21 protein-coding genes are annotated in these 23,007 nt (G+C 61.7%); 7 read left to right on the top strand and 14 right to left on the bottom strand.

What is annotated here, in order from left to right; genetic code table 11:
* Positions 1-4 precede the first annotated feature (4 nt).
* The 8 genes from ABRP84_RS08135 to ABRP84_RS08100 all read right to left on the bottom strand — a co-directional run bounded on the left by ABRP84_RS08135 (position 5) and on the right by ABRP84_RS08100 (position 8,502).
* Positions 5-385, bottom strand: a complete 381-nt coding sequence (locus ABRP84_RS08135; RefSeq protein ID WP_005279458.1) for a monovalent cation/H(+) antiporter subunit G — start codon at positions 383-385, stop codon at positions 5-7.
* Positions 382-657 carry a monovalent cation/H+ antiporter complex subunit F gene (locus tag ABRP84_RS08130; RefSeq protein WP_005279460.1) on the bottom strand — a complete coding sequence of 92 codons (276 nt, stop codon included), beginning with the start codon at positions 655-657 and terminating at the stop codon, positions 382-384. The genes ABRP84_RS08135 and ABRP84_RS08130 overlap by 4 nt, the downstream gene beginning before the upstream one ends.
* Complete coding sequence (locus ABRP84_RS08125; RefSeq protein WP_023024005.1) at positions 657-1,184, bottom strand: Na+/H+ antiporter subunit E; 528 nt, start codon at positions 1,182-1,184, stop codon at positions 657-659. Before ABRP84_RS08125 ends, ABRP84_RS08130 begins: the two co-directional genes overlap by 1 nt.
* The gene (locus ABRP84_RS08120) at positions 1,177-3,012 is read right to left on the bottom strand and encodes a Na+/H+ antiporter subunit D (RefSeq protein WP_284869430.1); all 1,836 of its coding nucleotides are present in this window, start codon (positions 3,010-3,012) and stop codon (positions 1,177-1,179) included. The genes ABRP84_RS08125 and ABRP84_RS08120 overlap by 8 nt, the downstream gene beginning before the upstream one ends.
* Positions 3,005-3,505, bottom strand: coding sequence for a Na(+)/H(+) antiporter subunit C (locus tag ABRP84_RS08115; protein WP_023024001.1), 501 nt, complete (start codon positions 3,503-3,505; stop codon positions 3,005-3,007). The genes ABRP84_RS08120 and ABRP84_RS08115 overlap by 8 nt, the downstream gene beginning before the upstream one ends.
* On the bottom strand, positions 3,506-6,514 hold the full coding sequence (locus ABRP84_RS08110) for a Na+/H+ antiporter subunit A (RefSeq protein WP_023023999.1): 3,009 nt from the start codon (positions 6,512-6,514) through the stop codon (positions 3,506-3,508).
* 247 nt (positions 6,515-6,761) lie between these two features.
* Positions 6,762-8,129 (bottom strand): dipeptidase, encoded by a 1,368-nt coding sequence (locus ABRP84_RS08105; protein WP_023023997.1) that lies wholly within the window; start codon positions 8,127-8,129, stop codon positions 6,762-6,764.
* Positions 8,130-8,358: 229 nt separating this feature from the next.
* Positions 8,359-8,502, bottom strand: a complete 144-nt coding sequence (locus ABRP84_RS08100) for a hypothetical protein (protein ID WP_156904629.1) — start codon at positions 8,500-8,502, stop codon at positions 8,359-8,361.
* A 1-nt stretch (position 8,503) separates the two neighbouring features.
* On the opposite strand from ABRP84_RS08100, the gene groL reads away from it, so the two are divergent.
* The 5 genes from groL (at position 8,504) to ABRP84_RS08075 (ending at position 13,599) form a co-directional block, all read left to right on the top strand.
* Positions 8,504-10,147, top strand: a complete 1,644-nt coding sequence (groL, locus tag ABRP84_RS08095) for a chaperonin GroEL (protein ID WP_349853284.1) — start codon at positions 8,504-8,506, stop codon at positions 10,145-10,147.
* A 631-nt stretch (positions 10,148-10,778) separates the two neighbouring features.
* Positions 10,779-10,958 (top strand): hypothetical protein, encoded by a 180-nt coding sequence (locus tag ABRP84_RS08090; RefSeq protein WP_349853283.1) that lies wholly within the window; start codon positions 10,779-10,781, stop codon positions 10,956-10,958.
* Between the two features lie 45 nt (positions 10,959-11,003).
* A complete protein-coding gene (locus tag ABRP84_RS08085) occupies positions 11,004-11,135 on the top strand; it encodes a hypothetical protein (RefSeq protein WP_023023991.1) in 132 nt (43 codons plus the stop codon).
* A 150-nt stretch (positions 11,136-11,285) separates the two neighbouring features.
* A complete protein-coding gene (gene ppk2, locus ABRP84_RS08080) occupies positions 11,286-12,185 on the top strand; it encodes a polyphosphate kinase 2 (protein WP_023023989.1) in 900 nt (299 codons plus the stop codon).
* A gap of 265 nt (positions 12,186-12,450) precedes the next feature.
* Entirely contained in the window at positions 12,451-13,599 is a 1,149-nt protein-coding gene (locus tag ABRP84_RS08075) for an alpha/beta hydrolase (RefSeq protein WP_349853282.1), read from the top strand.
* 103 nt (positions 13,600-13,702) lie between these two features.
* Here the strand turns inward: ABRP84_RS08075 and ABRP84_RS08070 are convergent, their stop codons facing one another.
* The 6 genes from ABRP84_RS08070 to ABRP84_RS08045 all read right to left on the bottom strand — a co-directional run bounded on the left by ABRP84_RS08070 (position 13,703) and on the right by ABRP84_RS08045 (position 20,911).
* Entirely contained in the window at positions 13,703-14,467 is a 765-nt protein-coding gene (locus tag ABRP84_RS08070; protein WP_023023986.1) for an Abi family protein, read from the bottom strand.
* A 225-nt stretch (positions 14,468-14,692) separates the two neighbouring features.
* Positions 14,693-18,616 (bottom strand): Pls/PosA family non-ribosomal peptide synthetase, encoded by a 3,924-nt coding sequence (locus ABRP84_RS08065; protein ID WP_349853281.1) that lies wholly within the window; start codon positions 18,614-18,616, stop codon positions 14,693-14,695.
* 2 nt (positions 18,617-18,618) lie between these two features.
* Positions 18,619-19,077 (bottom strand): MarR family winged helix-turn-helix transcriptional regulator, encoded by a 459-nt coding sequence (locus ABRP84_RS08060; protein ID WP_349853280.1) that lies wholly within the window; start codon positions 19,075-19,077, stop codon positions 18,619-18,621.
* A 38-nt stretch (positions 19,078-19,115) separates the two neighbouring features.
* Positions 19,116-19,412, bottom strand: coding sequence for a rhodanese-like domain-containing protein (locus tag ABRP84_RS08055; protein WP_349853279.1), 297 nt, complete (start codon positions 19,410-19,412; stop codon positions 19,116-19,118).
* A 24-nt stretch (positions 19,413-19,436) separates the two neighbouring features.
* Positions 19,437-20,105: a response regulator transcription factor gene (locus tag ABRP84_RS08050; protein WP_005279481.1), complete on the bottom strand. Its 669-nt coding sequence runs from the start codon at positions 20,103-20,105 to the stop codon at positions 19,437-19,439.
* Positions 20,102-20,911, bottom strand: coding sequence for a sensor histidine kinase (locus ABRP84_RS08045; RefSeq protein ID WP_349853278.1), 810 nt, complete (start codon positions 20,909-20,911; stop codon positions 20,102-20,104). The genes ABRP84_RS08050 and ABRP84_RS08045 overlap by 4 nt, the downstream gene beginning before the upstream one ends.
* Between ABRP84_RS08045 and ABRP84_RS08040 the strand changes: the two genes are divergently transcribed.
* Positions 20,910-21,596, top strand: coding sequence for an ABC transporter ATP-binding protein (locus ABRP84_RS08040; RefSeq protein ID WP_349853277.1), 687 nt, complete (start codon positions 20,910-20,912; stop codon positions 21,594-21,596). The two genes, ABRP84_RS08045 and ABRP84_RS08040, sit on opposite strands and share 2 nt — an antisense overlap.
* Positions 21,593-22,993, top strand: coding sequence for an FtsX-like permease family protein (locus ABRP84_RS08035; protein ID WP_349853276.1), 1,401 nt, complete (start codon positions 21,593-21,595; stop codon positions 22,991-22,993). The genes ABRP84_RS08040 and ABRP84_RS08035 overlap by 4 nt, the downstream gene beginning before the upstream one ends.
* Positions 22,994-23,007: the final 14 nt, after the last annotated feature.

Raw genomic sequence — 23,007 nt, 5'->3', positions numbered from 1 at the left:
CCTCCTATTTGCGGCGCAGCGAACGGCCGGCGGGGCGGTCATTGCGCGACATCGATTCCTCGGAACCATACAGGCCTTCACGGCGTGCAATGCGTGAGGTGCGCTGCGCGGTTACCGGGCTGGTAAACATCGCAAACAGTACCAGCAAAATAAGCATACCCAAATCACCACGCTCGGCCATACTGAAAGATTCGGCGCCGGTAATGCGGATGAACGCACCCATGATGGTGAGGATGAGACCGGTGGTCTGCGGCTTGCTCACGGCGTGAACGCGGGACATCGTGTCTTTAAAGCGCGCCAGGCCAATGGCGGCGGCGAGGATGAGGAGGCTGCCGCTGATGACGAGGATGAGCGAGAGGATATCGGCGATTAGTGACCAACTCATTGGTTATCCCTCTTCCTAAACCTGGTAACAGACACGGTGGAGATGAAGCCGAGCAGCGCGATGACCAGCATGGCCGAGACTACGGAGGTATCTAGTGACCAGCACATGTAGGTCGCCAGCGCGCATTGGAACATGGCGGTAAAACCGTCCATTCCCACCAGCCGGTCGAGGGAGTTGGGCCCTACGATAATGCGCCAGACGGTAATTAATACGGAGACCCACAGCAGGAATGCGGGAACCAGCAGGATGGCGTGATAGATCTGCGGATCCATTATGGGTGGCTCCTTTCAAAGATCTCGATCATGGAAGATTCTAGACGGGACACGGCATCAATTTCGCGCTGGATCTGCGCCTCATCCCGGGCATCCAGGATGTGGATGGTGATCATGCGATTGGCGATGTCAATGTCTGTCACCGTTCCACCCGGCTGCAGGTTGTACAGCGTCACCGCAAGGGAGAGGATGAACTCATTTTCCAGGCGCATCGGCAATTCCAGGATGGCGGTTTGAGGCAGCGGCTGCGGCCGGGAGGCCAGCCAGCCCACCTTGAGGGAGGCATAAAACAGCTCCCAGAACCAGCGCAGCATGTAGCGGAAGAATTTGCCCCACGCGACCTCGACGCCGGCAATGGGCATCGCCGGCAGTGGCAGGGCGAAGACGATGACCAGGGCGACGAGGAGGCCGCCGACCACATTGCCCACCGTGATTTCGCCCATGAGCATGCACCACATGACCGTGATCCAGACGGTAAACCACGGCCGGAAGCGGTAGCGCAGACCGGCAAAGCGGCTCTTAGTCATCGCGGGCCTCCTTCTTTACTGGCGTAGGGCTTTCTGGTGCCCTCAATTTCGTCGACGCGTCCGAGCTTGGTGTCTCCGAGCTCGCCGTCTCCTTGGCAGCAGATTCCGGATCGTGGGCCGGGCCGGGGTCCGGCAGCAGGTGGCTGCGCTCTTTGTAGGAGTCCGCGCCGCCTTCGTAGCGGTCCTTCTGGTCAAGGTGCCGGGTGGGGTTATCGGCATTTTCGCCCAATACGGCGTACTGATAAATGGAGGTATCCTGCGCGGATTCGGCCGCGCGGGAGGTGACACCGGAAATCGGGCCGGCTAGGAAGGTGATCGAGGTCGAGGCAATGACCAACAGTGCGGTGGCACCCACCATGCCGAACGGCACGCGGCCGACATCCTGGCGGGAGGAGAACTCGACCTCATCGGTGATATCAGAAAGCGGGGCGGGGCGTGCTAGGGCGACGTTGCCCTCGGGGGCATCGGCGCGGTCACGCTGGAAGCCCTTGGCCCAGACCAGCATCATGACGTACAGGGTCAGCAGCGAGGTCACCAGCGCGCCGCCGATGAGCACCCACGCCAGCCAGGAGCCTTCATTGGTGCCCGCCTGAATGAGGATGATCTTGCCCAGGAAGCCAGAGAACGGCGGCACGCCGCCCAGGTTGATGGCTGGGATAAAATACAGCACGGCGATAAGCGGGGCGGAATACATCAGCGAGCCCAGGCGCCGCAGCGAGGACGTACCGGCCTGGCGCTCGATGAGGCCGACGACGAGGAAGAGCGCGGTTTGCACCAAAATGTGGTGGATGGCGTAGAAAATGGCGCCGGATAGCCCCTGGGCGGTGCCCAAGGAGACGCCGAAGATCATATAGCCGATGTGGCTGACCAGGGTAAAGGACAGTAGACGCTTAATATCGGTCTGCGCGATGGCGCCCAAGATACCCACCAGCATGGTGGCCAGCGCCACCCACATCAGCACGGTATCGAGGCCACCATTGGTAAAGATGGACGTGCGCGCGCGGATGATCGCGTACACACCAACCTTGGTGAGCAGGCCGGCGAACACGGCCGTGACCAGCGAAGGCGCGGTGGGGTAGGAGTCCGGCAGCCAGGCGGCCAGCGGCACCACCGCGGCCTTGATGCCAAAGGCCACGAGCAAGGTGGCGAAGATGGCGGTGCGGGTGCCCTCCGGGATGTCCTGCATGCGCTGGCCAATCTGGGCCATGTTCATGGTGCCGACGGAGGCATAGACATACGCTAGCGCCAGCAAGAAGATCATGGATGAGGCCATCGAGACCATCACATAACCCACGCCGGCGCGCACGCGGCCTGCCGATGCTCCCAAGGTCAACAGCACGTACGAGGCGACGAGGAAGACCTCGAAGCCGACGTAGAGGTTAAAGAGGTCGCCGGCCAAGAACGAGATATTCACGCCCATGGTCAGCAACATGTAGGTGGGCAAAAAGACCGCGACCGGTTCGTCCTTGGTGCCATCGCGCACACCCTGGGAAATGGCGTACCAGATGACGGAGAACAGCACCACAGACGAGGTAAAGAGGATCATCGTGGAGAGCCGGTCCGCCACCAATGTGATGCCCACGGGGGCGTCCCAGCCGCCTATCTGCAGGGTCTGTATGCCATGGAAATCCACTATTATGATCAGGCTCGCGTTCACCGCAGCCGTAATCAGCAGGGAGAAAAAGGCGATCTGGCGCTGCACATTAGGCATGCGGGCAAACAGCAGCGAGAGCGCCGCGGCCACAGCCGGGATGATGACGGGCAGCGGGATGAGGGCGCCGACGTACGGGTACATTGTTTCGGCCGCCTGGTGGAATGGCTCAGTCATCTTCGGCTCCCTTCACCGGCTCCTCGAAGGATTCGGGGCCGAAATTATCGCCTTCCTTGGTGGCCCGTCCGGTGGCGGGGTCATTGGAGGCATCATGATCCGCGCTCGCCGCGGCGTTGCCGGGCTTGGAGGCCTTAGCGGCAATCGCGGTATCTTCGGCGTCATCTTCAATGACGTCGGCGGTGCGGTAGCGGTACTGGCGGTAGGCCAAGGTGAGAATAAAGGCCGTCAGCGCCATGGAAATGACGATGGCGGTAAGGATCATCGCTTGGGTAAGAGGATCCGCAATATCGCTGCCATAAGGCTGGGCCTCGCGGCCATCGATGGGCGGCGAGCCCGCCGGGCCACCGGCCTGCAGCATAAAGAGGTTGGCGCCATTGCCCAGCAAGAGCAGCCCGAGCATCATCTTGGTCATGGCGCGGTCGAGCAAGAGGTAGATGCCCGCAGAAACCATTACTCCGGCGGCGAGCAGGAGGAAGAGGTTGGCTTGCATTTATTTCTCCTTTCCTGCGTTATCCCCGGAACCTGTGCCGGAGGAGCTCGTTGCGGCTGGTATCTTTTCTTTTTTCTTCTCTTGTTTTTGCGCCCGTTGGGCCTTTTGCTTGGTGCTGCGCTCCCGGTTCTTCCGCGCCAGCGAGCGGGCGCGGTCGCGGGCGCGCTGCTTACGCATCTCTTCTTCTTCATCCAGCTTGGCGCCGAGCGAGCTGAGCACGTAGAGCGTGAGCCCCACGACGATGAGGTAGACGCCCAAGTCAAAGACCAGCGCCGAAGGCAGCGAGACCGCGCCGATAAGAGGGATCTCGGGCGAGGTATATCCGCTGGTAAGCGGCGGATGGCCAAAGAACATAGGCACCACCACCGCCAAGGCAGAGAGGGAGAGGCCAGCGCCCATGGTGCGCCCGGCATCGATGGGCAGGGCCTCATCGAGCTCCGCGCGGCCACCGGCCAGGTAGCGCAGGATGAGCGCGAGTGCGGCCACAAGGCCACCGGCGAAGCCGCCGCCTGGCGCGTTGTGCCCGGCAAAGAAGAAGTAGAAGGACAGCGCCATCATGGAGGGGAAGAGCACGCGGGTGGAGACATCGATCATCAGCGAGCGGTTGAGCGCCTGCTCTGATTCCGAGCCCGCGGCCAGCCAGCGCCGGCCCGTGACCTGCAGGGTAGGCCGGCGGCTATCCCTAGAGAAGGATTGGGTGCGATAAATCAGGGAGGCCACGCCGAGCGCGGCGATGATAATCACCGTGATCTCGCCAAAGGTATCCCAGGCGCGCAGGTCCACCAGCAAGACGTTGACGGCATTGGCGCCGTGGCCTATCTCCTTAGCCAGCTCCGGCATGTACTGCGAGATAGGTTCTGCCGAGCGCGCGTTGATGGCAAACATCGCCACGATGGTGACGGTCAGGCCGGTGCCAACGGAGAGCCAGGCGCGCAGGCGTCCCATCTTCGGGTCCTGCTTCCACTCGGTAGACGCCGGAATGCGGCGCAGCACCAGCATGAATAGCACCATGATGATGGTTTCCGTGAGCAACTGGGTCAGCGCCAAATCCGGGGCACCGTGGATGGCAAAGACAAAGGACAACGAGTAGCCGGTGATGCCGACGATGATGACGGCGGAGAGACGGTTATCGGTGACCGTGGCTGCGATGGCGGCCACCATCATGATGATGGCGGCGACGACCTGCCAGGGGTTTTCTGCAACCACCATGCGGATATCCGTGAGATCACCGGTAATCAGCATGGTCAGCGGCAGCACCATGAGGGTGGCGAAGATGACGGTCAGGTTGAGCTGCAGCGAACCGCGCTGGGTGACGGCCGTGGTGCGCAGGGAGAGCTTGCGCAGGGTGGAGATGACCTTGTCGTAGACGGCGTCGGCATCGCCAAGTGCGGGGTACGCAAACTGCCATTGCTCCAGGACCTGGCGGCGCCAGTGCACGATGATTCCGGCCACGATGATGATGGCGGATACGCCCAAGGTCACTGACCACCCGTGCCAGAGGGCTAGGCCGTGGTGCTCGCCTGCCCCAAAGGTGGAATCGAGGTGCTGATCGATGGTCGCCGAGAGCGCCTGCGGCGCGAGGCCGAGCGTGATGGTCAGCGCGGTGAGCACGGCGGGGGCGAGCCACAGGCCCACGTTGACCTTGTGCATCGTGGCCACGGCCTTAGAGACGCCGTCTTTATCCTCGGGGAGGTTCTTGGTGGCAAAGGCACCCCACAAAAAGCGCAGGGCATAGGCCATGGTGAGGATGGAACCTGCCACATAGGCTACCAGGATCATATTGCGCGGCATGCCAATAAGCAGCTCTTCGTGCATGGTGGATTCCAGCACGGCCTCCTTGGAAACGAAGCCAAAGAGCGGGGGAACGCCCGCCATGGATAGGGCGGAGATAATGGCGATGCCGTAGAGGAAGGGCTGCTTGCGGCCGAGGCCGGATAGCTTCGTAATATCGCGCGTGCCAGAGCAGTGGTCGATGGCGCCGACCACCATGAAGAGTGCGGCTTTAAAGAGCGAGTGGGCAAAGGTCAGCGCTAGGCCCGCCTGCATGGCCTCCCGGGAGCCAACCGCCACGATGGAGGTGATAAAGCCCAGCTGGGAGACCGTGCCATAGGCCAAAATGAGCTTGAGGTCTTTTTGCTTCAGCGCCATCCAGCCGCCGAGCAGCATGGTAAATACGCCTAAGGAAATGACCACGAGGTGCCAGGTGGCTACCTCGTACATATCCGGTGCCAGGCGAGCGATCAGGTAGATTCCGGCCTTGACCATGGCCGCGGAGTGCAGGTACGCCGAGACAGGCGTTGGCGCTGCCATAGCACCCGGCAGCCAGAAGTGCGCCGGCACGATGGCGGACTTGGTGAGCGCGCCGACCAGGATGAGCACGATGGCGACGGTGACGTATGGGGTTTGGGGGAAGTGATCGTAGGCGTGGATTTCGCTAAACGTCCACGCCCCTGTTTGCCGGCCGAGCAGGCAGATGCCCATCAGCATGGACAACCCACCCAAGACGGTGACCATCAGGGCTTGCTGCGCGGCGCGGCGCGAAGAGGCGCGCTCGGCATAGTAGCTGACCAACAGGTACGACAAGAGGGAGGTGATCTCCCAGAAGACGTACATGAGCAGCAGGCTATCGGAGGTGACAAGCCCAAACATGGCGGTGGCAAAACCCACCATCTGGCCGGCGAACATGGCAAGGCGGCGGCGCGTGGAATCGAAATAGCCCCAGCAATACAGCAGGACCAACGCGCCCATCCCTAAGATGATGAGGCTAAAGAGCCCGCCCAGGGCATCCATGCGCAGATCCACGGCGAGGTGCGCGGCCGGCATCCACTCGATGGTGTAATTCAGCGCGCCGCCGTCGTGGAAGGTACCCCGGGCAAAGTGCGCGAGGGTCCACACGAAACCGACACCGGGAACGATTGCCAATAAACCAAAGGCTGGGCGGCCCACATTCATAATGAGCAGCGGTGCAACCACGGTGGCAACGATGAGGGCACCCAGAAGTATTAGCACGTTGGAATCTGCGCTCCTTAGGTTGTGTCAAGTTCTCAGACCCTCATTGCCGCGGGGCGTGGCGATATGCGCCATAGTCATATACACACCAAGACAGTTCGTACTCGGCCGAGTACGAACTATCCCACGTGTGCAAGCAGCGTGGCCGGAAACGGGGTCAACTCGTCGAAAGTTTACCGGTTTTTCCACAACTTCGAAAGATTATTTTTAGCACACAGTATTATATGCCGCCGTTGCGCGCATGTTCTTACGCGTAGCGCTGCAAGAAAAGCGCCTCCGCAGCGGCGACGTGCTCGATCTCGGTGGGATCGACGGACTCATTGGCGGAGTGGATGGTGCACTTGGGTTCCTCCACGCCGTAGAGGGCGATTTCCGCGTTGGGGTGTGCCTCTTGCAGCTCGGTGGTCAGCGGGATGGAACCGCCCATGCCCTGCGCCGCGGTTTCCTTGCCATAGGCCTCGGAAAGGCACTGGCCCAACAGCGCCACGGCGGGTTTTTCCGGGTCGGTGGAAAAACCGGCATTGGCCTCCACGACCTCTGCCTTGATGTGCGCGCCCCAGGGGGCGTGGTTTTTCACGTGCTCGCAGACGGCCTCGCCAATGGCGCGGGCATCGGTGCCGGCCGGAACTCGCAGGTTCAGCTTGGCCGCCGCGGTAGCGGGAACGGCGTTGACGGCCTCAGCCACTGGGGTAGAGGTAAAGCCGGTCACGGAAATGGCCGGGCGGGACCACACCATGTCTGCCACCGGGGTAGCGCCCTCCGGGTCTTTGGAGCCCATGATCTCGGTGCCCTCGAGCAGCTGTGCGTCGCCGCGGAAGGCCTCGGACGGGTATTCCTGGCCTTGCCAATGGGCGCTGGTATCCACGCCATCGATGGTGGTGCGACCGTACTCATCCGTGAGCGAATCCAGCGTGCGCATTAGCGCCTTCACTGCGTCTGGGGCAGCGCCGCCGAATTGGCCGGAGTGCACGGGCGCGGCCAGGGTATTGACCTCGACCTCAATCTGCGCGCCGCCGCGCAGGGAGGTGGTCAAGGTGGGCTGGCCCACCGCGGCATTGCCGGCATCTGCAATCAGGATGGCATCGGCAGCGAAAAGCTCCGGGCGGTCCTTGATGAGCTGGGACAGGCCCTCGCCGCCGCGCTCCTCGGAGCCCTCGATGAGGTACTTCAGGTTTACCTTCGTGCCGCCATTGGCCTCGAGGGCGCGCAGGGCCGCCAGGTGCATGGCCACATTGCCTTTGCAGTCTGCCGCGCCGCGGCCGTACCAGCGGGTGGTGCCCTCGGCATCGGCGCGCTCGGTCAGGGTGAACGGATCGGATTCCCAGGCTGCGCGGTCTCCTGCAGGCACGACATCGTAGTGCGAGTACAACAGGACGGTCTTGGCGCCTTCTTCACCCTTGCGCTCGCCCAGAATGGCGGTGGAACCATCCGCGGTGGTGATGGTTTCTACCGTTGCCCCGGCTTTTTCCAGCGCGGCCTTCACCCACTGGCTTGCGCCCTGGGCCTGGTCCTCCAAGCCCGGCTCATTGTGTACGGAGTTGAATCCCACGAGCTCGCTGAGCTGGCGGAAGATGGTGTCACGGTCGCTACGTATGGTGTCAATCATATCTGTCATGCAATCCACGGTACCTTGAGCGCTTGGGCCGCAAGACCGATCCTCACGACAATTCCTATGCATTCCTGCCCGCGCTTGCCGATGCCCCCACCTTCCCCACCGCGCCACCTTCCGCCTCAGCCGTCCTTCCGAGGGGAAGTGCCACAGCGCGGTGTGCGGCGGGCAAAAGATCGCTACAGGCAAGCGCGTTGTTTCTTGCAGTAGGGGTAGGAGAGTGCCAGAATGGGCGTTAGCACTCGGACAGGATGAGTGCTAGATAAATCTCCATCGTTGTGGTTGAGGTTGGTCCACACTCACCAGCCATGCCGTCGCGGGCGTCCGCAGCGAGAAAGACGTGAGTGTCGTCCTCAATAAATCCAAGGAGCACAAACACTATGGCAAAGATTATCGCTTTTGATGAAGAGGCCCGCCGCGGCCTTGAGCGCGGCCTGAATACTCTGGCTGACGCAGTCAAGGTCACCCTCGGACCCAAGGGCCGCAACGTCGTCCTAGAAAAGTCCTGGGGCGCACCGACCATTACTAATGACGGCGTTTCCATCGCTCGCGAAATCGAGCTCGAGGATGCTTACGAAAAGATCGGCGCCGAGCTGGTCAAGGAAGTTGCCAAGAAGACCGATGACGTCGCCGGCGACGGCACCACCACCGCAACCGTTCTGGCACAGGCACTCGTCCGCGAAGGCCTGCGCAATGTGGCCGCTGGTTCCAACCCAATGGGCATCAAGCGCGGCATCGAGACCGCAACCAAGAAGGTTGTGGACTCGCTGCTGACTTCCGCCAAGGAAGTAGAAACCCAGGAGCAGATCGCTACCACCGCTGGCATTTCCGCCGCAGACCCGGCAATTGGTGAAAAGATTGCCGAGGCTATGTACACCGTGGGCAACGGTTCCGTAAATAAGGACTCCGTTATCACTGTGGAAGAGTCCAATACCTTCGGCGTGGACCTCGAGGTTACTGAGGGTATGCGCTTTGATAAGGGCTACATCTCCGGCTACTTCGCTACCGATATGGAGCGCCAGGAGGCGGTGCTGGAGGATCCGTACATCCTGCTGGTCTCCTCTAAGATCTCCAATATCAAGGACCTCGTCCCGCTGCTGGAGAAGGTCATGCAGTCCGGTAAGCCGCTGCTGATCATTGCTGAGGACGTTGAGGGCGAAGCCCTGTCCACCCTCGTGGTGAACAAGATCCGCGGCACCTTCAAGTCCGTTGCCGTGAAGGCCCCGGGCTTCGGTGACCGCCGCAAGGCCACCCTGCAGGACATGGCCATCCTGACCGGCGGCCAGGTCATCTCCGAAGAGGTTGGCCTTTCCCTAGAGACCGCCGAGCTGGAGTACTTGGGCCAGGCACGCAAGGTCGTTGTCACCAAGGATGAGACCACCATCGTCCAGGGTGCTGGCACCCAGGAGCAGATCGATGGCCGCATCAAGCAGATCCGCGCTGAGATCGAGAACTCCGATTCCGATTATGACCGCGAGAAGCTGCAGGAGCGCCTGGCTAAGCTCTCCGGTGGCGTGGCCGTGCTCAAGGTCGGTGCAGCCACCGAGGTTGAGCTCAAGGAGCGCAAGCACCGCATCGAGGACGCTGTCCGCAACGCCAAGGCAGCCGTGGAAGAAGGCATCGTTGCCGGCGGTGGCGTTGCCCTGCTGCAGGCCGCTACCGTTCTTGACTCCATCGAGGCTGAAGGTGATGAGGCAACCGGTGTAAAGATCGTCCGCGAGGCACTGTCTGCACCGCTGAAGCAGATCGCTCACAACGCTGGCCTGGAGCCAGGCGTCGTTGCAGATAAGGTCTCCGGCCTGCCCGCCGGCGAGGGCCTCAACGCCGCTACCGGCGAGTACGTCAACCTCATGGAATCCGGCATCAACGACCCGGTTAAGGTCACCCGCTCTGCACTGCAGAACGCCGCCTCCATTGCGGCACTGTTCCTGACCACCGAGGCTGTTGTGGCTGATAAGCCAGAGCCTGCCGGCTCCAACAACGCTATGCCTGACGCTGACGCTATGGGCGGCATGGGCTTCTAAGAGCTCTCCACCACGCCTGGCGCATACTGAGCTCCCGCTCTTATATGCGCTTGAGTCTGGCGAAACTGCGCCCCTCCACTGTGTGCTGAACGCACGCGGGGAGGGGCGCAGCGGCGTTTTATGCCCCTCTGCAAAGCGCTGAGGCGGATACCCCTTTGAGGGGACAGGGGATACGAACGGATCCGTTTGTATAGCTTGGAATCTACTTTTCGTTACATCGGCAGTCTTCTCAATCGCCTTTAGTTACCGGAACTAACCCCGTATTAGGGTAAAAAGTGGGCAAAAACCGCGGTAATGAAAACTAATTCCATATAAACCTCCGGTACTGCATTTATAGGAAAATTCACCAACAATCTTTACGGTGATAATTTTTCCTTAACCTAGCAGCGAAGGGGGTGGTGCGGTAATCCCAGTTCAGCGGCATACAGTTGTAAATAAGGTAAACGGTTGAAGTAAAAATCCAGTGTAAAATTTTTATGAAAACTTAAGGCGCTGAGAAGGTTTCTGGAAATCTGGGGTTGCTTCGCTGAAGCCCTATGGCAAAATACTTCTCGTAGCGCCCACCGAGGGTGCCTGCACATTGCAAAGCCCCTTCGGGGTACAAGCTTCGGACCTATTCGAGGAGAAAAACATGAACGTGGATCTCGCCACCATCCAGATGCACCTAGACAACTTCGTAAACACCCAGGAAGGCTGGTACAAGGTACTGTCCGGCGTTACCGAGATTCTTTCCTTTGGTAACTTGGAGAACGCAGCTGAGACTGCTACTGAGGCAGCTTTGCCGGACGCAATCACCGAACTGTCTTCCTAGTAATCTAAACCGGATTACTTTCCATCCCATTTTAAGGAGACCATAATGGAAATCATCACTTTTTCCTCCAAGGCAAACGGCGTAGCTAACACCATCGTAGAAGCTGGCCACGACATTGTTAGCCCGTTCATCGACATTGCTAACGGTGCATCCCAGCTGATCGGCATGTTCGTCTAAGAGCATCCTCGGGTGAGCCTTAAGGCTTACTAAACAAAGAAGACCTACCGGTTTCGGTAGGTCTTTTTTCGTTTTCCTTTCCTTTATTTATGGGGTGCACCTGCGAAAAGTTAGCGCGCTAGATGTCTACATTCGGGTTACACTAAGTGCATGGCTGATATTAAAGACGACGATCTTCCTGAGATTGACCTTGCAAAAACCGACGGCTTCGTCGTTGACGGAACGGATGAGGATGATCCGTCGCTGATCATGCCGGATGGCTCTCCGGTGCAGACGTGGCGGGAGAATTACCCTTATGAAGAGCGTATGACTCGCAATGAATACGAGTCCATTAAGCGCGCACTTCAAATTGAGCTATTGAAGTGGCAGAACTGGACCAAGGAAACTGGCCAGCGCCACATCATTTTATTTGAGGGTCGCGATGCTGCCGGTAAGGGCGGAACCATCAAGCGCTTCAATGAGCACTTGAACCCGCGTGGTGCGCGCACCGTCGCGTTGGAAAAGCCATCCCCACGTGAGTCCACCTCCTGGTATTTCCAGCGCTATATCGAGCATTTCCCGGCTGCCGGCGAAATCGTCTTCTTTGACCGCTCGTGGTACAACCGCTCCGGCGTTGAGCGGGTGATGGGCTTTTGTACCGAGTCGCAGCACGCGGAGTTCCTGCGCGAGGTGCCCATGCTAGAAAACATGATCCTGGGATCGGGCATTTCGCTGACCAAGCTGTGGTTCTCTGTTACCCGGAAGGAACAGCGCACGCGCTTTGCTATCCGCCAGATTGACCCGGTGCGCCAGTGGAAGCTTTCGCCGATGGACCTGGCTTCTCTGGATAAGTGGGATGACTACACGCGCGCGAAGGAAGAGCAGTTCCGTTATACGGATACTGAGGAATCGCCGTGGATTACCATCAAGTCCAATGACAAGAAGCGCGCTCGCGTCAATGCGATGCGGTATGTCTTGTCCAAGTTTGAATACACCAATAAAGATTACGACGTGGTGGGTGAGCCGGACGGGAACATCGTCAAGCGCGGTCGCGACCAGATTGGTGATTAGTAGCGTTAATCCCTAGCGCCGTTGAGCGGGAAGATCGAGGAGATCGGTCTTCCCGCTTTGCTATGTCTAAGGCCTCTGATGTCGCTTAACCATCTTCATGGCGGCAGCCTGAGGGTGCCTGATAATTCTCACAGCTATTTCTTAAAAAGCTGGCAGCCATAAATAAAAAATACTTGAATTACGTTCCCGGGGAAACTACTATCAAGGTGACCTAAAAGTCATCCTATCAATATGCGTGACACAAACCACTAAAAGGAGTACGTACATGATGAGGAAGAAACTGTGCGTTCTGGCTACCGCAACCGCTGTATCCATGGCGCCCATCGCAGTATCAGGAACGCTCACCGCTACCGCCTTTGCAGAAGGCGGCCAGCCAGTAGCAGAGGTGGCGGCAGATAAGACCGACGTTCTCGGTCGCTCCACCGTTTCTGATAAGCAGATCGCCGATGAAGACGGCTACTTCGATAGCCACGACGGCGAGGGCGTGAAGATTTACTACCGCAAGCAGCTGGTAGAAAACCCACGCGGCAACGTCGTGTTGGCACACGGTGTGTCTGAGCACTCTGGCCGCTATGACTACGTGGCCAAGCGCCTGCTGGACGCTGGCTACAACGTCTACCGCCTGGACCACCGTGGACACGGTAAGTCTGCCTCCGGCAGCACGCCGCTGGGGCACATCGATAACTTCCAGTACATTCTCAATGACTTCGACCGCGTCGTCGATATGGCTAAGGGTGAGCACCCCGATGTAAAGACCTTCCTGCTGGGCCACTCCATGGGCTCGTTGACCGTTCAGGCATACGGTATTCGTGAACCTGGCAAGGTTGATGGCATCATCACCAATGGCGGTGGTGCACCGTTGAACCTGTCCGGTAAGAAGGCGACGGGCGAGACCATCACGCCGGACGAGATCTCTGAGGTGCAAAAGCAGCTCGACCCCACCCTGTTCGAGCGCCTGCCGTTGGCGGATATCACCAGCTTCAACGCCCACTACGCGCAGAACCTGATCCCGCACCGCACCTACATTGGTGCGCAGTCGCCGGAGTTCACGAAGAAGATCATGCTGTCCAACCCCTTTACGGAAGGCATTTCCACCAGCCAGGCCGTAAAGGACGAGTACGCGTCTAGCCCGCTCATCGCGCAAAAGACCAGCGCCGGTACCGCGCTGCAGTTGGGTGCTATCGCTACCTACGATGCTGTGAACGCGGACCTGTTCACCGCGCCGACGCTTATCATGCACGGCACCAAGGACGGCATCGTTCCGCCGTACTTCTCCCAGGACTGGTACAACTCCATTTCCTCTGATGACGTGGAATACATCAACTGGGAGGGCCAGAAGCACGAGGTCTTCAACGAGCCAGCCGCTGACCAGGCCCTCGACACCGTGGTGGACTGGCTGGACCGCCACGTGTAGAAGATAGCGTGTCTCGGGTTCAATAGGCCCGGCACATAATGACCTGCTTTCCCTGCCGTTGGGTTGGTACTTAGGCTTTAGCGGCCTGGGGAAGGTGGGTCATTTATGATTTGTTTGAATTATTTAGACCTGCGTAGAAGGTGTCCAACTCGGTGAGAATTGCTGTTGTTGGCAGGTTTTCCGTGAGGTAAGAGGCTAAATCACGGTCCAACATCGCTGCTACATCTTGGCAGGCCTCGTGGCATTCTCTAGGCCGTAAACGAGTATCTGTGCCCGTGACAGGGATGCCGCGAAGGACTACAGACTCGTGATGCGCAACCCTATTTCTAATTTTCTTTATCTCGAGGATTTTGGAATGAACCCACTTACGGGTCAGACCGTGAGTGGAATATTCTGGATCTTTCTTCCGAGCTACTGAATTCGCACCTGGGAAGACAGAAATTAAGGCTTGGCGGGACCAAATTCTGTCATGATCAGCATTGTTGAAAGGGGCTGGTAAGCCCGTGGAGCCTCCTGTATCGAGGATATTTGTCCAAGTTCTAAACATCGAAGCAGCAATGACCCTTCCTCCTAGCCTTCTGCTTCGTTCGGTATTCTTGGTGAAGTCTCTTGGCAGGCTATTCCATGCTTCTGTGATATTGTCTCGAACCCGTTTATCGAACCCCATCTCGAGCTTGCAATACCAATCATCTCCGTATTCGGTGCTGAGATATCCAGAAACTGAGTTACGTAATGCTACTTCGATGAAGGCTATCTCGTGAAAAAGGGAAGCACTAAGGTGGCGATCGAGTTCGTAGAGCTCAAAAGCCTTATCTGTGGATCCACCGGTTTTGTAAGGTAGGGCTCCAACCTGTTTTCTGATAACCACTCTTTTTTAATCCGTTTACTACTCATGGCTACCAACTTAAGGGCTCTTTAAAAATATTTTTGATTGAGGCGGCACGTCCGATTATACTCGGTATAGTATTCCCCTCCTTGTGGTGGTCAACCGTTCAGCGGCTTGGCTGAGGAGGGGTCTTTTGCTTACAGAACCCCGGCTTGAGGTTGACCTTGTGGTGGTCCCTCTAAAGCCGGGGTTCGGTGTTTGCGTGGGTTAACCCCACGGCTCGATGGGGTTGCCCTGCCAGGTGGCGTTGGCGGGGACGCGGTCACCGCGCATGACCAGCGAACCGGGGCCGACGGTGCTGGATTCGCCAATGAGCGAGGCGGGCAGCGCCACCGAATGAGAGGCGAGCGTGGAGCCGGCCTCGATGGTGACGGTATCCAGGCTCATCACGCGGTCTTGGAATAGGTGGGTCTGCACCACGGTACCGGGCCCCACGGAGGCGCCGGCGCCGACGTGGCAGAGATCGGTTTCCGGGAACCAGTAGGAATCGATCCAGGCGCCCTTGCCGATGTCCACTCCCAGCCCCTGCAGGCCCAGGTTGATCTCTCCTGTGCCGTAGGTGTGCTGGAAGAACCACGGGGCGGCGACGACCTCCACGAAGGTGTCCTGTAGCTCGTTGAGCCAGACGAACACACTCCACAGCGGGTGGTCGGCCGCGCTGTGCGTGCCCACGCAGATCCACTTCACGGCGATGGTCACCGCCATGGCGATAGCGCCCATGGCCATGAGCACGAGGCCGGAAAGGGCCCAGGTGGTGGGGAAGCCGACATCGGCAAGCAGGTAATACAGCGTCCCCAGGGTGGCGGCGAGCAGCATGGCCGAGAACATCGGCGCGAGGAGGCGCATGGTCTCCACGACGCCGCGGGCGGCCTTGAGCTTGAAGCCCGGGTTGTAGGTCAGCGCCTCGGCGGACTCGGCGGGGGCATCGATCTGCGCGGTAACGCGCCGCATGCGCTCTGGCGGGGAACCCCACCAGTTGGCCCCGGACTTCGTCTTCTTCGGGGTGGAGGACAGCACCGCGACCAGGGAGTTCTTGGAAAGTTTGCGCCCAGGTGCGGTAATGCCGGAGTTGCCCACGAAGGAGCGCTTGCCCACCTTGGCCTCGCCGGAGTGAATCCAGCCGCCGCCGAGCTCGTAGCCGCCGATCATGGTGTCATCGGCAAGGAAGGCGCCGTCTTTGACGTCCGTGAGCGCTGGGATCATCACGGCGGTGGAAATCTCCACGTCCTTGCCAATGCGCGCGCCCAAAGCGCGCAGCCACCGCGGGGTCAGCTGCGAGGCATAGAGCGGGAAGAGCTGCGTGCGGGCCTCATCCATGAGGCGCTCGATGGCCCACAGGCGCCAGCCGGCGGCAGAGCGCACCGGGTTCACGCCGGGCGAGATGCCGATGGACAAGATGCGCACGCCCAGCCAGGTCTGCAGCATGTAGGTGGCAAAGGCCGCAAGCGCCGCGAGTGGAGCGAAGAGCACCGCGCCGACGAAGCGGTTCCCGTCCGTGGAATGCACCAGCGCCAAATCCACGATGGCGCCGACAAGCACCGCGATGAGCGGCTGCGCGGCCAGGAACAGCGAGGTCGCACCGTAAATAGCCACCCACCAGGGGCGGCGCTTCGGCGGCTTGGAGGGGAAGCGGTGCTTGGAGCGGCCCACCTTCTTCGCAGGAGAGCCGGACCAACGCTGGCCGTCCTTGATCTTCTTGCGGCCGGTGACGGTGGAACCCGCCTCCACGTGGGCGTACTTGCCCACCACGGTGCCGGGCAGCAGGGTGGAGCGCGCGCCCACGCGGGCGCCTTCCTTGATGTCGATGGCGCCGACGTGGAGCACGTCGCCGTCGAGCCAGTAGCCGGTGAGATCGACCTCCGGTTCCACCGCGGCGTGCTTGCCCAGGGTGAGCAGGCCCGTCACCGGTGGCAGCGAGTGCAGGTCCACGCCGCGCTTCATCTTCACGCCCAAGGCGCGGGCGTAGTTATTGACCCAGGTAGCGCCCGCGATAGAGCGCGATCCGGAGGCATCGGCCCACCGCTCCGCGGCCCAAATGCGCAGGTGGGTCGAACCGCCGCGCGGGTAATCGCCGGGTGTGATGCCGGCAGTAATCAGGCGCGCGCCAAAGCTGCCGATGGGGATGCGGCCCAGCGGCGTGGCAAAGATGAGCACCAGGGTGATAACAAGCCACCACGGGAAGGACTGCGCCCAGTCCACGCCTAAAGCTGCGGCCACCGTTGAGCCCAGCATGAGCCAGGCCAGCCAGGTGGTCGCCGCCAGCGTCATGGCGGGGATCTGCAGCAGCGTTTGCGCCACGTGGGTCTTCGCGCCAACCGGGGTGACCTCGCGCAGCGGTTTCTGTTGTTCCGCTTCGGGGCGCGGTTCGGCGCCGGCGATGAGCTCCGCCAGCGAACCTAGCCGCGGGTGGTCATAGAGATCGCGCACGGCCACGGTGGGGTAGCGATCGCGGATGTGGCCCACCAGCGTCGCCGCGGCCAGGGAGGTACCGCCAAGGTCGAAGAAATCGGCGTTCTCATCCTCCACGGATACGCCGAGGGTCTCGACCCAGAGCTCGGCTAGCCACTTCTCGGTCTCCGTCAGCGTGGTCGATTCCACGCCAACGCCGGGCAGCGGCCACGGCAGCGCCTTCTTATCCACCTTGCCGGAGGTGCGCACCGGCAGCTCATCCATCACGCAGATGCGCGGGACCAGCGCCGCAGGCATGGTTTCCGCCAGCCGTTCGTGGGCCACGCCGTGGTTAAAACCGCGCGCCTCATCTTCCAGCGAGACGTATCCCACCAGCACGGATTCACCGCCCGGGGTCTTTTGCACGGCCACTGCGGAGTTATAGACGTTATCCAGCGCGGCGACGTTCGCATCGACCTCACCCAGCTCGATGCGGCGCCCGCCAATCTTTACCTGGTCATCCACGCGGCCCACAAAGTACAGGCCGTCTTCTTCCAGGCGCACGTGGTCACCGGTGCGGTAGGCGCGCTGCCAGCCCATGGATTCCAGCGGCGCGTACTTCTCCGCATCCTTCTGCGGGTCCAGGTAGCTGGCCAGGCCCACGCCACCGATGACCAATTCGCCGGTTTCACCCAGGCCAACGGGTTGGCCCTGCTTATCGATGACCACCAGGTCCCACCCATTCAGCGGCAAACCGATCGAAACCGCGCGCCCCGGAATCATCCGTTGCGCGCAGGCGACGACCGTGGCCTCCGTGGGGCCGTAGGTATTCCACATCTCGCGGTCCTCGGTGGCTAGCCGGTCCACCAATTCCTGGGAGCAGGCCTCGCCGCCGACGATGAGCAGGCGGATATTATCCAGTGCTTCCGCTGGCCACAGGCCCGCCAGGGTGGGAACCGTGGAGACGACGGTGATATCGCGGCGAATCAGCCACGGACCAAGGTCCATGCCGGATCGCACCAAGGAACGCGGTGCCGGGACAAGGCAGCCGCCGTGGCCCCAGGCCAACCACATCTCCTCACAGGATGCGTCGAAGGCAACCGAAAGCCCGGCTAGCACGCGGTCTTCCGGGCCGAGCGGGCCGTGGGGGTGATCGACGAGGAAGAGGCTGGCCTCCGCGTCCACAAAGGCGGCCGCCGAGCGGTGGTTGACGGCAACGCCCTTCGGCTTGCCCGTGGAACCGGAGGTAAAGATGATCCACGCAGTGTCTTCGGGCCGCGGGGCTTCGACGCCTTTGGCCGCGTGGCGCGGTTTTTCGCGCAGGAAGCGGAAGCCGTCATCGCTAAACAAGCCATCGATATCGGCCTCACCAAAGACCATCTCCGCGCGTTCATCCGGATCGTCCGCATCCACCGGCACGTAGGCCGCGCCGGCGGCCAGAGTGGACAGGATGGCGAGGTAGAGATCGCGCTTGCCAGACGTCATCCGGATGCCGATGCGATCGCCGCGGCGCACGCCATTGACGTGCAGCTCTGTGGCCCACAGCTGGACCTCGTGGATGAGTTCGGCGTAGGTGATGATCTCGCCATCATCAAGCGCGGCGGCTTCTGGGTGAATCTCAGCGGTGGTCGTGATGATGTCCCACAGCGTGCGCGGGCGCGGGGCCAGATCGCGCAGGAGGTACTGCTGCGGGACGCTGGGAAGTTCTGTATTAGACCTACTACATTCTTCGGGCTCGTCCATGCTTATGCCTCGTCCTCGTCCGCAGCGATGATGGCCTTGGCCAGCTTGCGCAGGTGCTTGAGCTGCTTATTGGTGGATACGTCGAGCGCGTCATCCTCGGCGCTGGCGACGAGCTCCGCCAAGTCCTTGTGGGTCTTGGTGCCCTTCTTGGTGCACGCCACGATCTGGCGGCGGCGGTCCTTGGGATCGCGCTCGCGCTTGGCCCAGCCGCGCTCCTCGAGGGCATCAATAAGCCGCACCATATCGGAGGCATCGATGGCCAAGGTCTCAGACAGGAAGGACTGGGAGGCGGCATCCGCCTCGACGAGGCAGGTAAGCACCCAGAACTCGCGGATGGTCGTCTGCTTGGTCTGCAGAGCCACCTCGACGCCATCGCGGGTGCGACGGCGCAGGCGCTCTAGCTGGAAGGACGGGGATTCGAGCAGGGAGGTTGGTATGCCAGAATTATTAGTGGAAGCCATACCATCATCATAATCATCAAAAGATGGGTAAAGGCCAATTAATCGCGAACGACGGGCAGGCCATCCGCCTCCCACTTATCGGTGCCGCCCTCAACATTAATAACGTCCCAGCCCAGGGAGTTCTCCAAATACTGGCAGACCTGCGCGCTGCGCCCGCCTAGGTGGCAAATCACATAAATATCTCGGTCCGGATCGATTTCCTGGATGCGACCCGTTATCTCGCTCATGGGAATATGGGTGGCGCCCTCCGCATGCACGGTGGCCCATTCGTCGTTTTCGCGCACATCGATAAGCTGCGCGCCTGCTGGAACTTCGGTGGGTTGTACGTTTTGCATACCCCGCAGTCTACGTGCCGCGCGCTAGCCGCCGTAGGTGGCCGCGGACAGGTACTGCAAGATCGCCTTCACGCGGCGGTTATCCTCGCTGGGATCCAGGCGCAGCTTGGTAAAGATATTGGATACGTGCTTGGCCACCGCGGCGTTCGAGAGCACCAGCTCGGCGGCGATGTCCTTATTGGACTTCCCGCGCGACATCAGCTCTAGGACCTCGCGCTCGCGCGGGCTGAGCTCGCCCAACCCGCTGCGCCCAGAGCGCATCAGCGCCTGCGCCACCGTCGGATCGATGACCGTGCCGCCCTGGGCCACCACCTCGAGGCTGGCCAGGAAATCGCGCACCTCAGAGACGCGATCCTTGAGCAGGTACCCGGTGCCCGCATCCGGGGAATCAAACAGCGCTACCGCATACGCCGGCGCCACGTACTGCGATAGCACCATCACCGGCAGGCCCGGATAGGCGCGGCGCAGCGCCACCGCCGCCTTCAGCCCATCATCGCCCATCTCCGGTGGCATGCGCACATCCGTTATCACCACATCCGGCAACTGGGCACTCAGCTTGCCGATGACCCCCTCCAGCTCCACCGCCGTTCCCGCCCTGCCCACAACCTCGTGGCCGCGGCGCTCCAAGAGCCCGGCAAGGCCCTCGCGCAGGATCGCGGAGTCATCCGCAATCACAATCCTCAATCCACTCATGCTGATACTCCCGTCTGCCCGCGCTCCAAGAGGAGCGGAATCGTACAACTCACCCGCGTCGGGCCGCCTTCCGGCGAGGACAGCGACATCTCCCCGCCAAAGGCCGCCAACCGCTCGGCCATGCCGGAAAGCCCGCGCCCCGGCTCCACCCGTGCTCCGCCCGGGCCCTCATCCACCACCGAGATATGCAGCGCCGCATCCGAGGTGATGAGCACCGAGACCGGCGCGCCGGGCGCGTGTTTCGCGGCATTGGTCAGCGCCTCGGTACCGAAGAAATAACCGCAGGCCAGCACGCTGGCGGAAAGCCGCGGCAACGGGTGTGGGGCGTAGACGCTGACGTGGGGGCCGTGGGCGGAGGCGGCATCGGCAAGCGCGGCCACCAAACCGTGATCCTGGAGGACCTGCGGGTGAATGCCGTGCACCGTCGCGCGCAGCGAACGCAGGCCGCGATCCACGTCCTGCTTCGCGGCGGTGAGCAGCTCGGCCTCGGTGCCGGTGGCATCCAGCAGGGCCTCACCGAGCTTCATGCTGGCCGCCACCAAATATTGCTGCGCGCCATCGTGCAGATCCCGCTCGATGCGGGCGCGCTCTACCTCGTAGGCATCCGCGATCGCGCGGCGCGAGGCCGTCAGTTCCGCGATGACCCGCGCCTGCTGCTCCTCATTGCTGGTGGCCTGCTTCTTGCTGAAAATCACGCCCCCAAGCCTAATCGCGCGCGCCCCAGGCAGGGGTAAAGCTAGCACTACCGGGAAAGTATCCTTAGCGCTGTAGGAATAGCGCGCCCGGCACGGTGAAATGAACAGCATGACACAGACACTTTCCCTCCACGACATCACGAAGGACTTCGGCGGCGGCCCCGTGCTGGCCGGCATCACCCTGGACATCACCCCTGGCGATCTCGTCGCCATCATGGGGCCCTCCGGCTCCGGCAAGTCCACCCTGCTGCACTGCATGTCCGGCGTGCTCACGCCCACCGACGGCAGCGTCCGCTTCGGTGACGCGGACATCTCCACGCTTTCCGATGCCGCCCGCTCCCGCACCCGCCTCCGCCACTTCGGCTTCGTCTTCCAAGACGGCCAGCTGCTGCCGGAGCTGAGCAACCTGGACAATGTGGCGCTACCCGCGATGCTCAACGGTCTAGGCCGGCGCGCGGCCCGCGCAAAGGCGCTGTCGCTGCTTGACCAGCTGGGGCTCGGCGATCTCGCAGACCGCCGCCCCGCCCAAGTCTCCGGCGGCCAGGCCCAGCGCGTGACCATCGCCCGCGCCCTCGTGGCCAACCCCGGCGTCGTCTTTGCCGATGAACCCACCGGCGCCCTCGACCAAGCCACCGGCCACGAGGTCATGCAGATGCTGACCACCACCGTGCGCCAATCCGGTGCCAGCCTCGTCATGGTCACCCATGACCCCAAGGTGGCGGACTGGATGCAGCGCCGCGTGGAAATCCGCGACGGCATCATTCACGATGACCGCCGCTTAGGAGTGCAGCCATGAACACCGCGACCCTAGTCCTCGGCCTCCAGCGCGAATCCGTCCGCGCCCGCTCCGGTGCGGGCATTGTCAGCGTGCTGGCCATCGTGAGCCTGACGCTGGGTTCTGCCATCGCCTTTCTCGTCGCCGGCGGCACCTGGATGTTCTGGCAGCGCGCCCACCACCCAGAATCCGCCGTGCCCGCCCTGCGCGCCGCTGCCGGAGACACCCCGGAAGATTACTTCCTGCCCTGGTTCGTCCTCGCGCTCATGGCTTGCGCTTTCATCGTTCCCGCCCTGTTTAACCTGACCGCGCAGGCCGCCGTCCTCGGCGCCTCCGGCAGGGAACAGCGCCTGTCCACCCTCCGCCTTCTGGGCCTAAGCTCCCACCAAGTTGAGCGCATGGCCGCCGTCGAGACCGGCATCCAAGCCCTCATCGGCATTGTGCTCGGCTGGCTCGTCAGCGTGCTCATCGCCCCGGTCTTCACGCACGTGAAATTCCAGGACCGCCCCGTCGCCTTTGAGGAAATCATCCTGCCCTGGTGGGGATACCTCGCGGTGGCCGCAGTCCTCTTCCTCCTCGCCCTCGCCGCGGCCCTTGCCGGCATGCGGCGCGTGCGCGTCAGCCCCCTCGGCGTGGCCAAGCGCCAGATGCCCGCCGCTTTCAGATGGTGGCGCCTCATCGCCTTCCTCCTCATCGTCACCGTCGGCGGTGCCCTGCTCAAAGGCAAATCCGGCGCACCCGAAATCTCCGTGGCCGTCGTGCTCTTCGCGGTGGTCATGAGCATCAACCTGGTCGCGCCCTACCTCCTGCAAATCGGCGCCCGCCTTTTGGCTTTGCTCCCCGGCACCGCACACCTCGTGGCCTGCCAGCGCGTCAACGCCAACGCCCGCCGCGCCTGGCGACAAAGCGCGGCCATCGGCTTCTTCGGCTTCCTCGCCGGCTTCCTCTTGGGCGCGCCCATGGGCACCGATGCGCTTGCCACCGCGATGAAGGAAGAACAAGAAACGGGCATCATGTTCCGAGACGTCTCCACCGGGGTCGTCCTGACCTTGCTCTTCGGCTTCGCGCTGACCAGCATGTCCATCTTCCTCGGCCAAGTATCGTCCGCCTTCGAGGACAAGGAACTTATCCGCTCCCTCGACCTGATGGGCGTGCCGCGCCGCTTCCATTTCCGCACGAACACCCTCGCCGTGATGGGACCCATCGTCGCGCTCAGCCTCTTCGGCTTCCTCTTCGGCGGCGGCATCGCCGGCCTGATGTTTTTTAGCACCGTTTGGGAAGAAGGCGTCGACCTCGCCGGGCGGCTCCTCATTTCCTTCAGCTTCCTCGCCGTGGGTTGGGCGGTGACCTTCCTCGCCATCGCGCTCGTCGAGCCCCTGCGCGGCCACGTTCTCCGCAGCGGCCGCCGCAAGGAATAACCGGTTTCCTGAGC

The sequence above is a fragment of the Corynebacterium sp. KPL2861 genome, assembly GCF_040225475.1.
Taxonomy (GTDB): domain Bacteria; phylum Actinomycetota; class Actinomycetes; order Mycobacteriales; family Mycobacteriaceae; genus Corynebacterium.
Note: the sequence above shows the minus strand (reverse complement) of the source record. Positions and strands in the feature narration are given on the sequence as shown.

Bases quoted from the DNA above. Each gene is read 5' to 3' on its own strand.
- ppk2 (WP_023023989.1), top strand. From the start codon at position 11,286: ATGGCTGATATTAAAGACGACGATCTTCCTGAGATTGACCTTGCAAAA.
- ABRP84_RS08050 (WP_005279481.1), bottom strand. From the start codon at position 20,105: ATGAGTGGATTGAGGATTGTGATTGCGGATGACTCCGCGATCCTGCGC.
- ABRP84_RS08105 (WP_023023997.1), bottom strand. From the start codon at position 8,129: ATGACAGATATGATTGACACCATACGTAGCGACCGTGACACCATCTTC.
- ABRP84_RS08120 (WP_284869430.1), bottom strand. From the start codon at position 3,012: ATGACTGAGCCATTCCACCAGGCGGCCGAAACAATGTACCCGTACGTC.
- ABRP84_RS08065 (WP_349853281.1), bottom strand. From the start codon at position 18,616: ATGGACGAGCCCGAAGAATGTAGTAGGTCTAATACAGAACTTCCCAGC.
- ABRP84_RS08090 (WP_349853283.1), top strand. From the start codon at position 10,779: ATGAACGTGGATCTCGCCACCATCCAGATGCACCTAGACAACTTCGTA.
- ABRP84_RS08130 (WP_005279460.1), bottom strand. From the start codon at position 657: ATGGATCCGCAGATCTATCACGCCATCCTGCTGGTTCCCGCATTCCTG.
- ABRP84_RS08045 (WP_349853278.1), bottom strand. From the start codon at position 20,911: ATGCTGTTCATTTCACCGTGCCGGGCGCGCTATTCCTACAGCGCTAAG.
- ABRP84_RS08035 (WP_349853276.1), top strand. From the start codon at position 21,593: ATGAACACCGCGACCCTAGTCCTCGGCCTCCAGCGCGAATCCGTCCGC.
- ABRP84_RS08135 (WP_005279458.1), bottom strand. From the start codon at position 385: ATGAGTTGGTCACTAATCGCCGATATCCTCTCGCTCATCCTCGTCATC.
- ABRP84_RS08055 (WP_349853279.1), bottom strand. From the start codon at position 19,412: ATGCAAAACGTACAACCCACCGAAGTTCCAGCAGGCGCGCAGCTTATC.
- ABRP84_RS08125 (WP_023024005.1), bottom strand. From the start codon at position 1,184: ATGACTAAGAGCCGCTTTGCCGGTCTGCGCTACCGCTTCCGGCCGTGG.
- ABRP84_RS08115 (WP_023024001.1), bottom strand. From the start codon at position 3,505: ATGCAAGCCAACCTCTTCCTCCTGCTCGCCGCCGGAGTAATGGTTTCT.
- ABRP84_RS08040 (WP_349853277.1), top strand. From the start codon at position 20,910: ATGACACAGACACTTTCCCTCCACGACATCACGAAGGACTTCGGCGGC.
- ABRP84_RS08060 (WP_349853280.1), bottom strand. From the start codon at position 19,077: ATGGCTTCCACTAATAATTCTGGCATACCAACCTCCCTGCTCGAATCC.
- ABRP84_RS08075 (WP_349853282.1), top strand. From the start codon at position 12,451: ATGATGAGGAAGAAACTGTGCGTTCTGGCTACCGCAACCGCTGTATCC.
- groL (WP_349853284.1), top strand. From the start codon at position 8,504: ATGGCAAAGATTATCGCTTTTGATGAAGAGGCCCGCCGCGGCCTTGAG.
- ABRP84_RS08085 (WP_023023991.1), top strand. From the start codon at position 11,004: ATGGAAATCATCACTTTTTCCTCCAAGGCAAACGGCGTAGCTAACACC.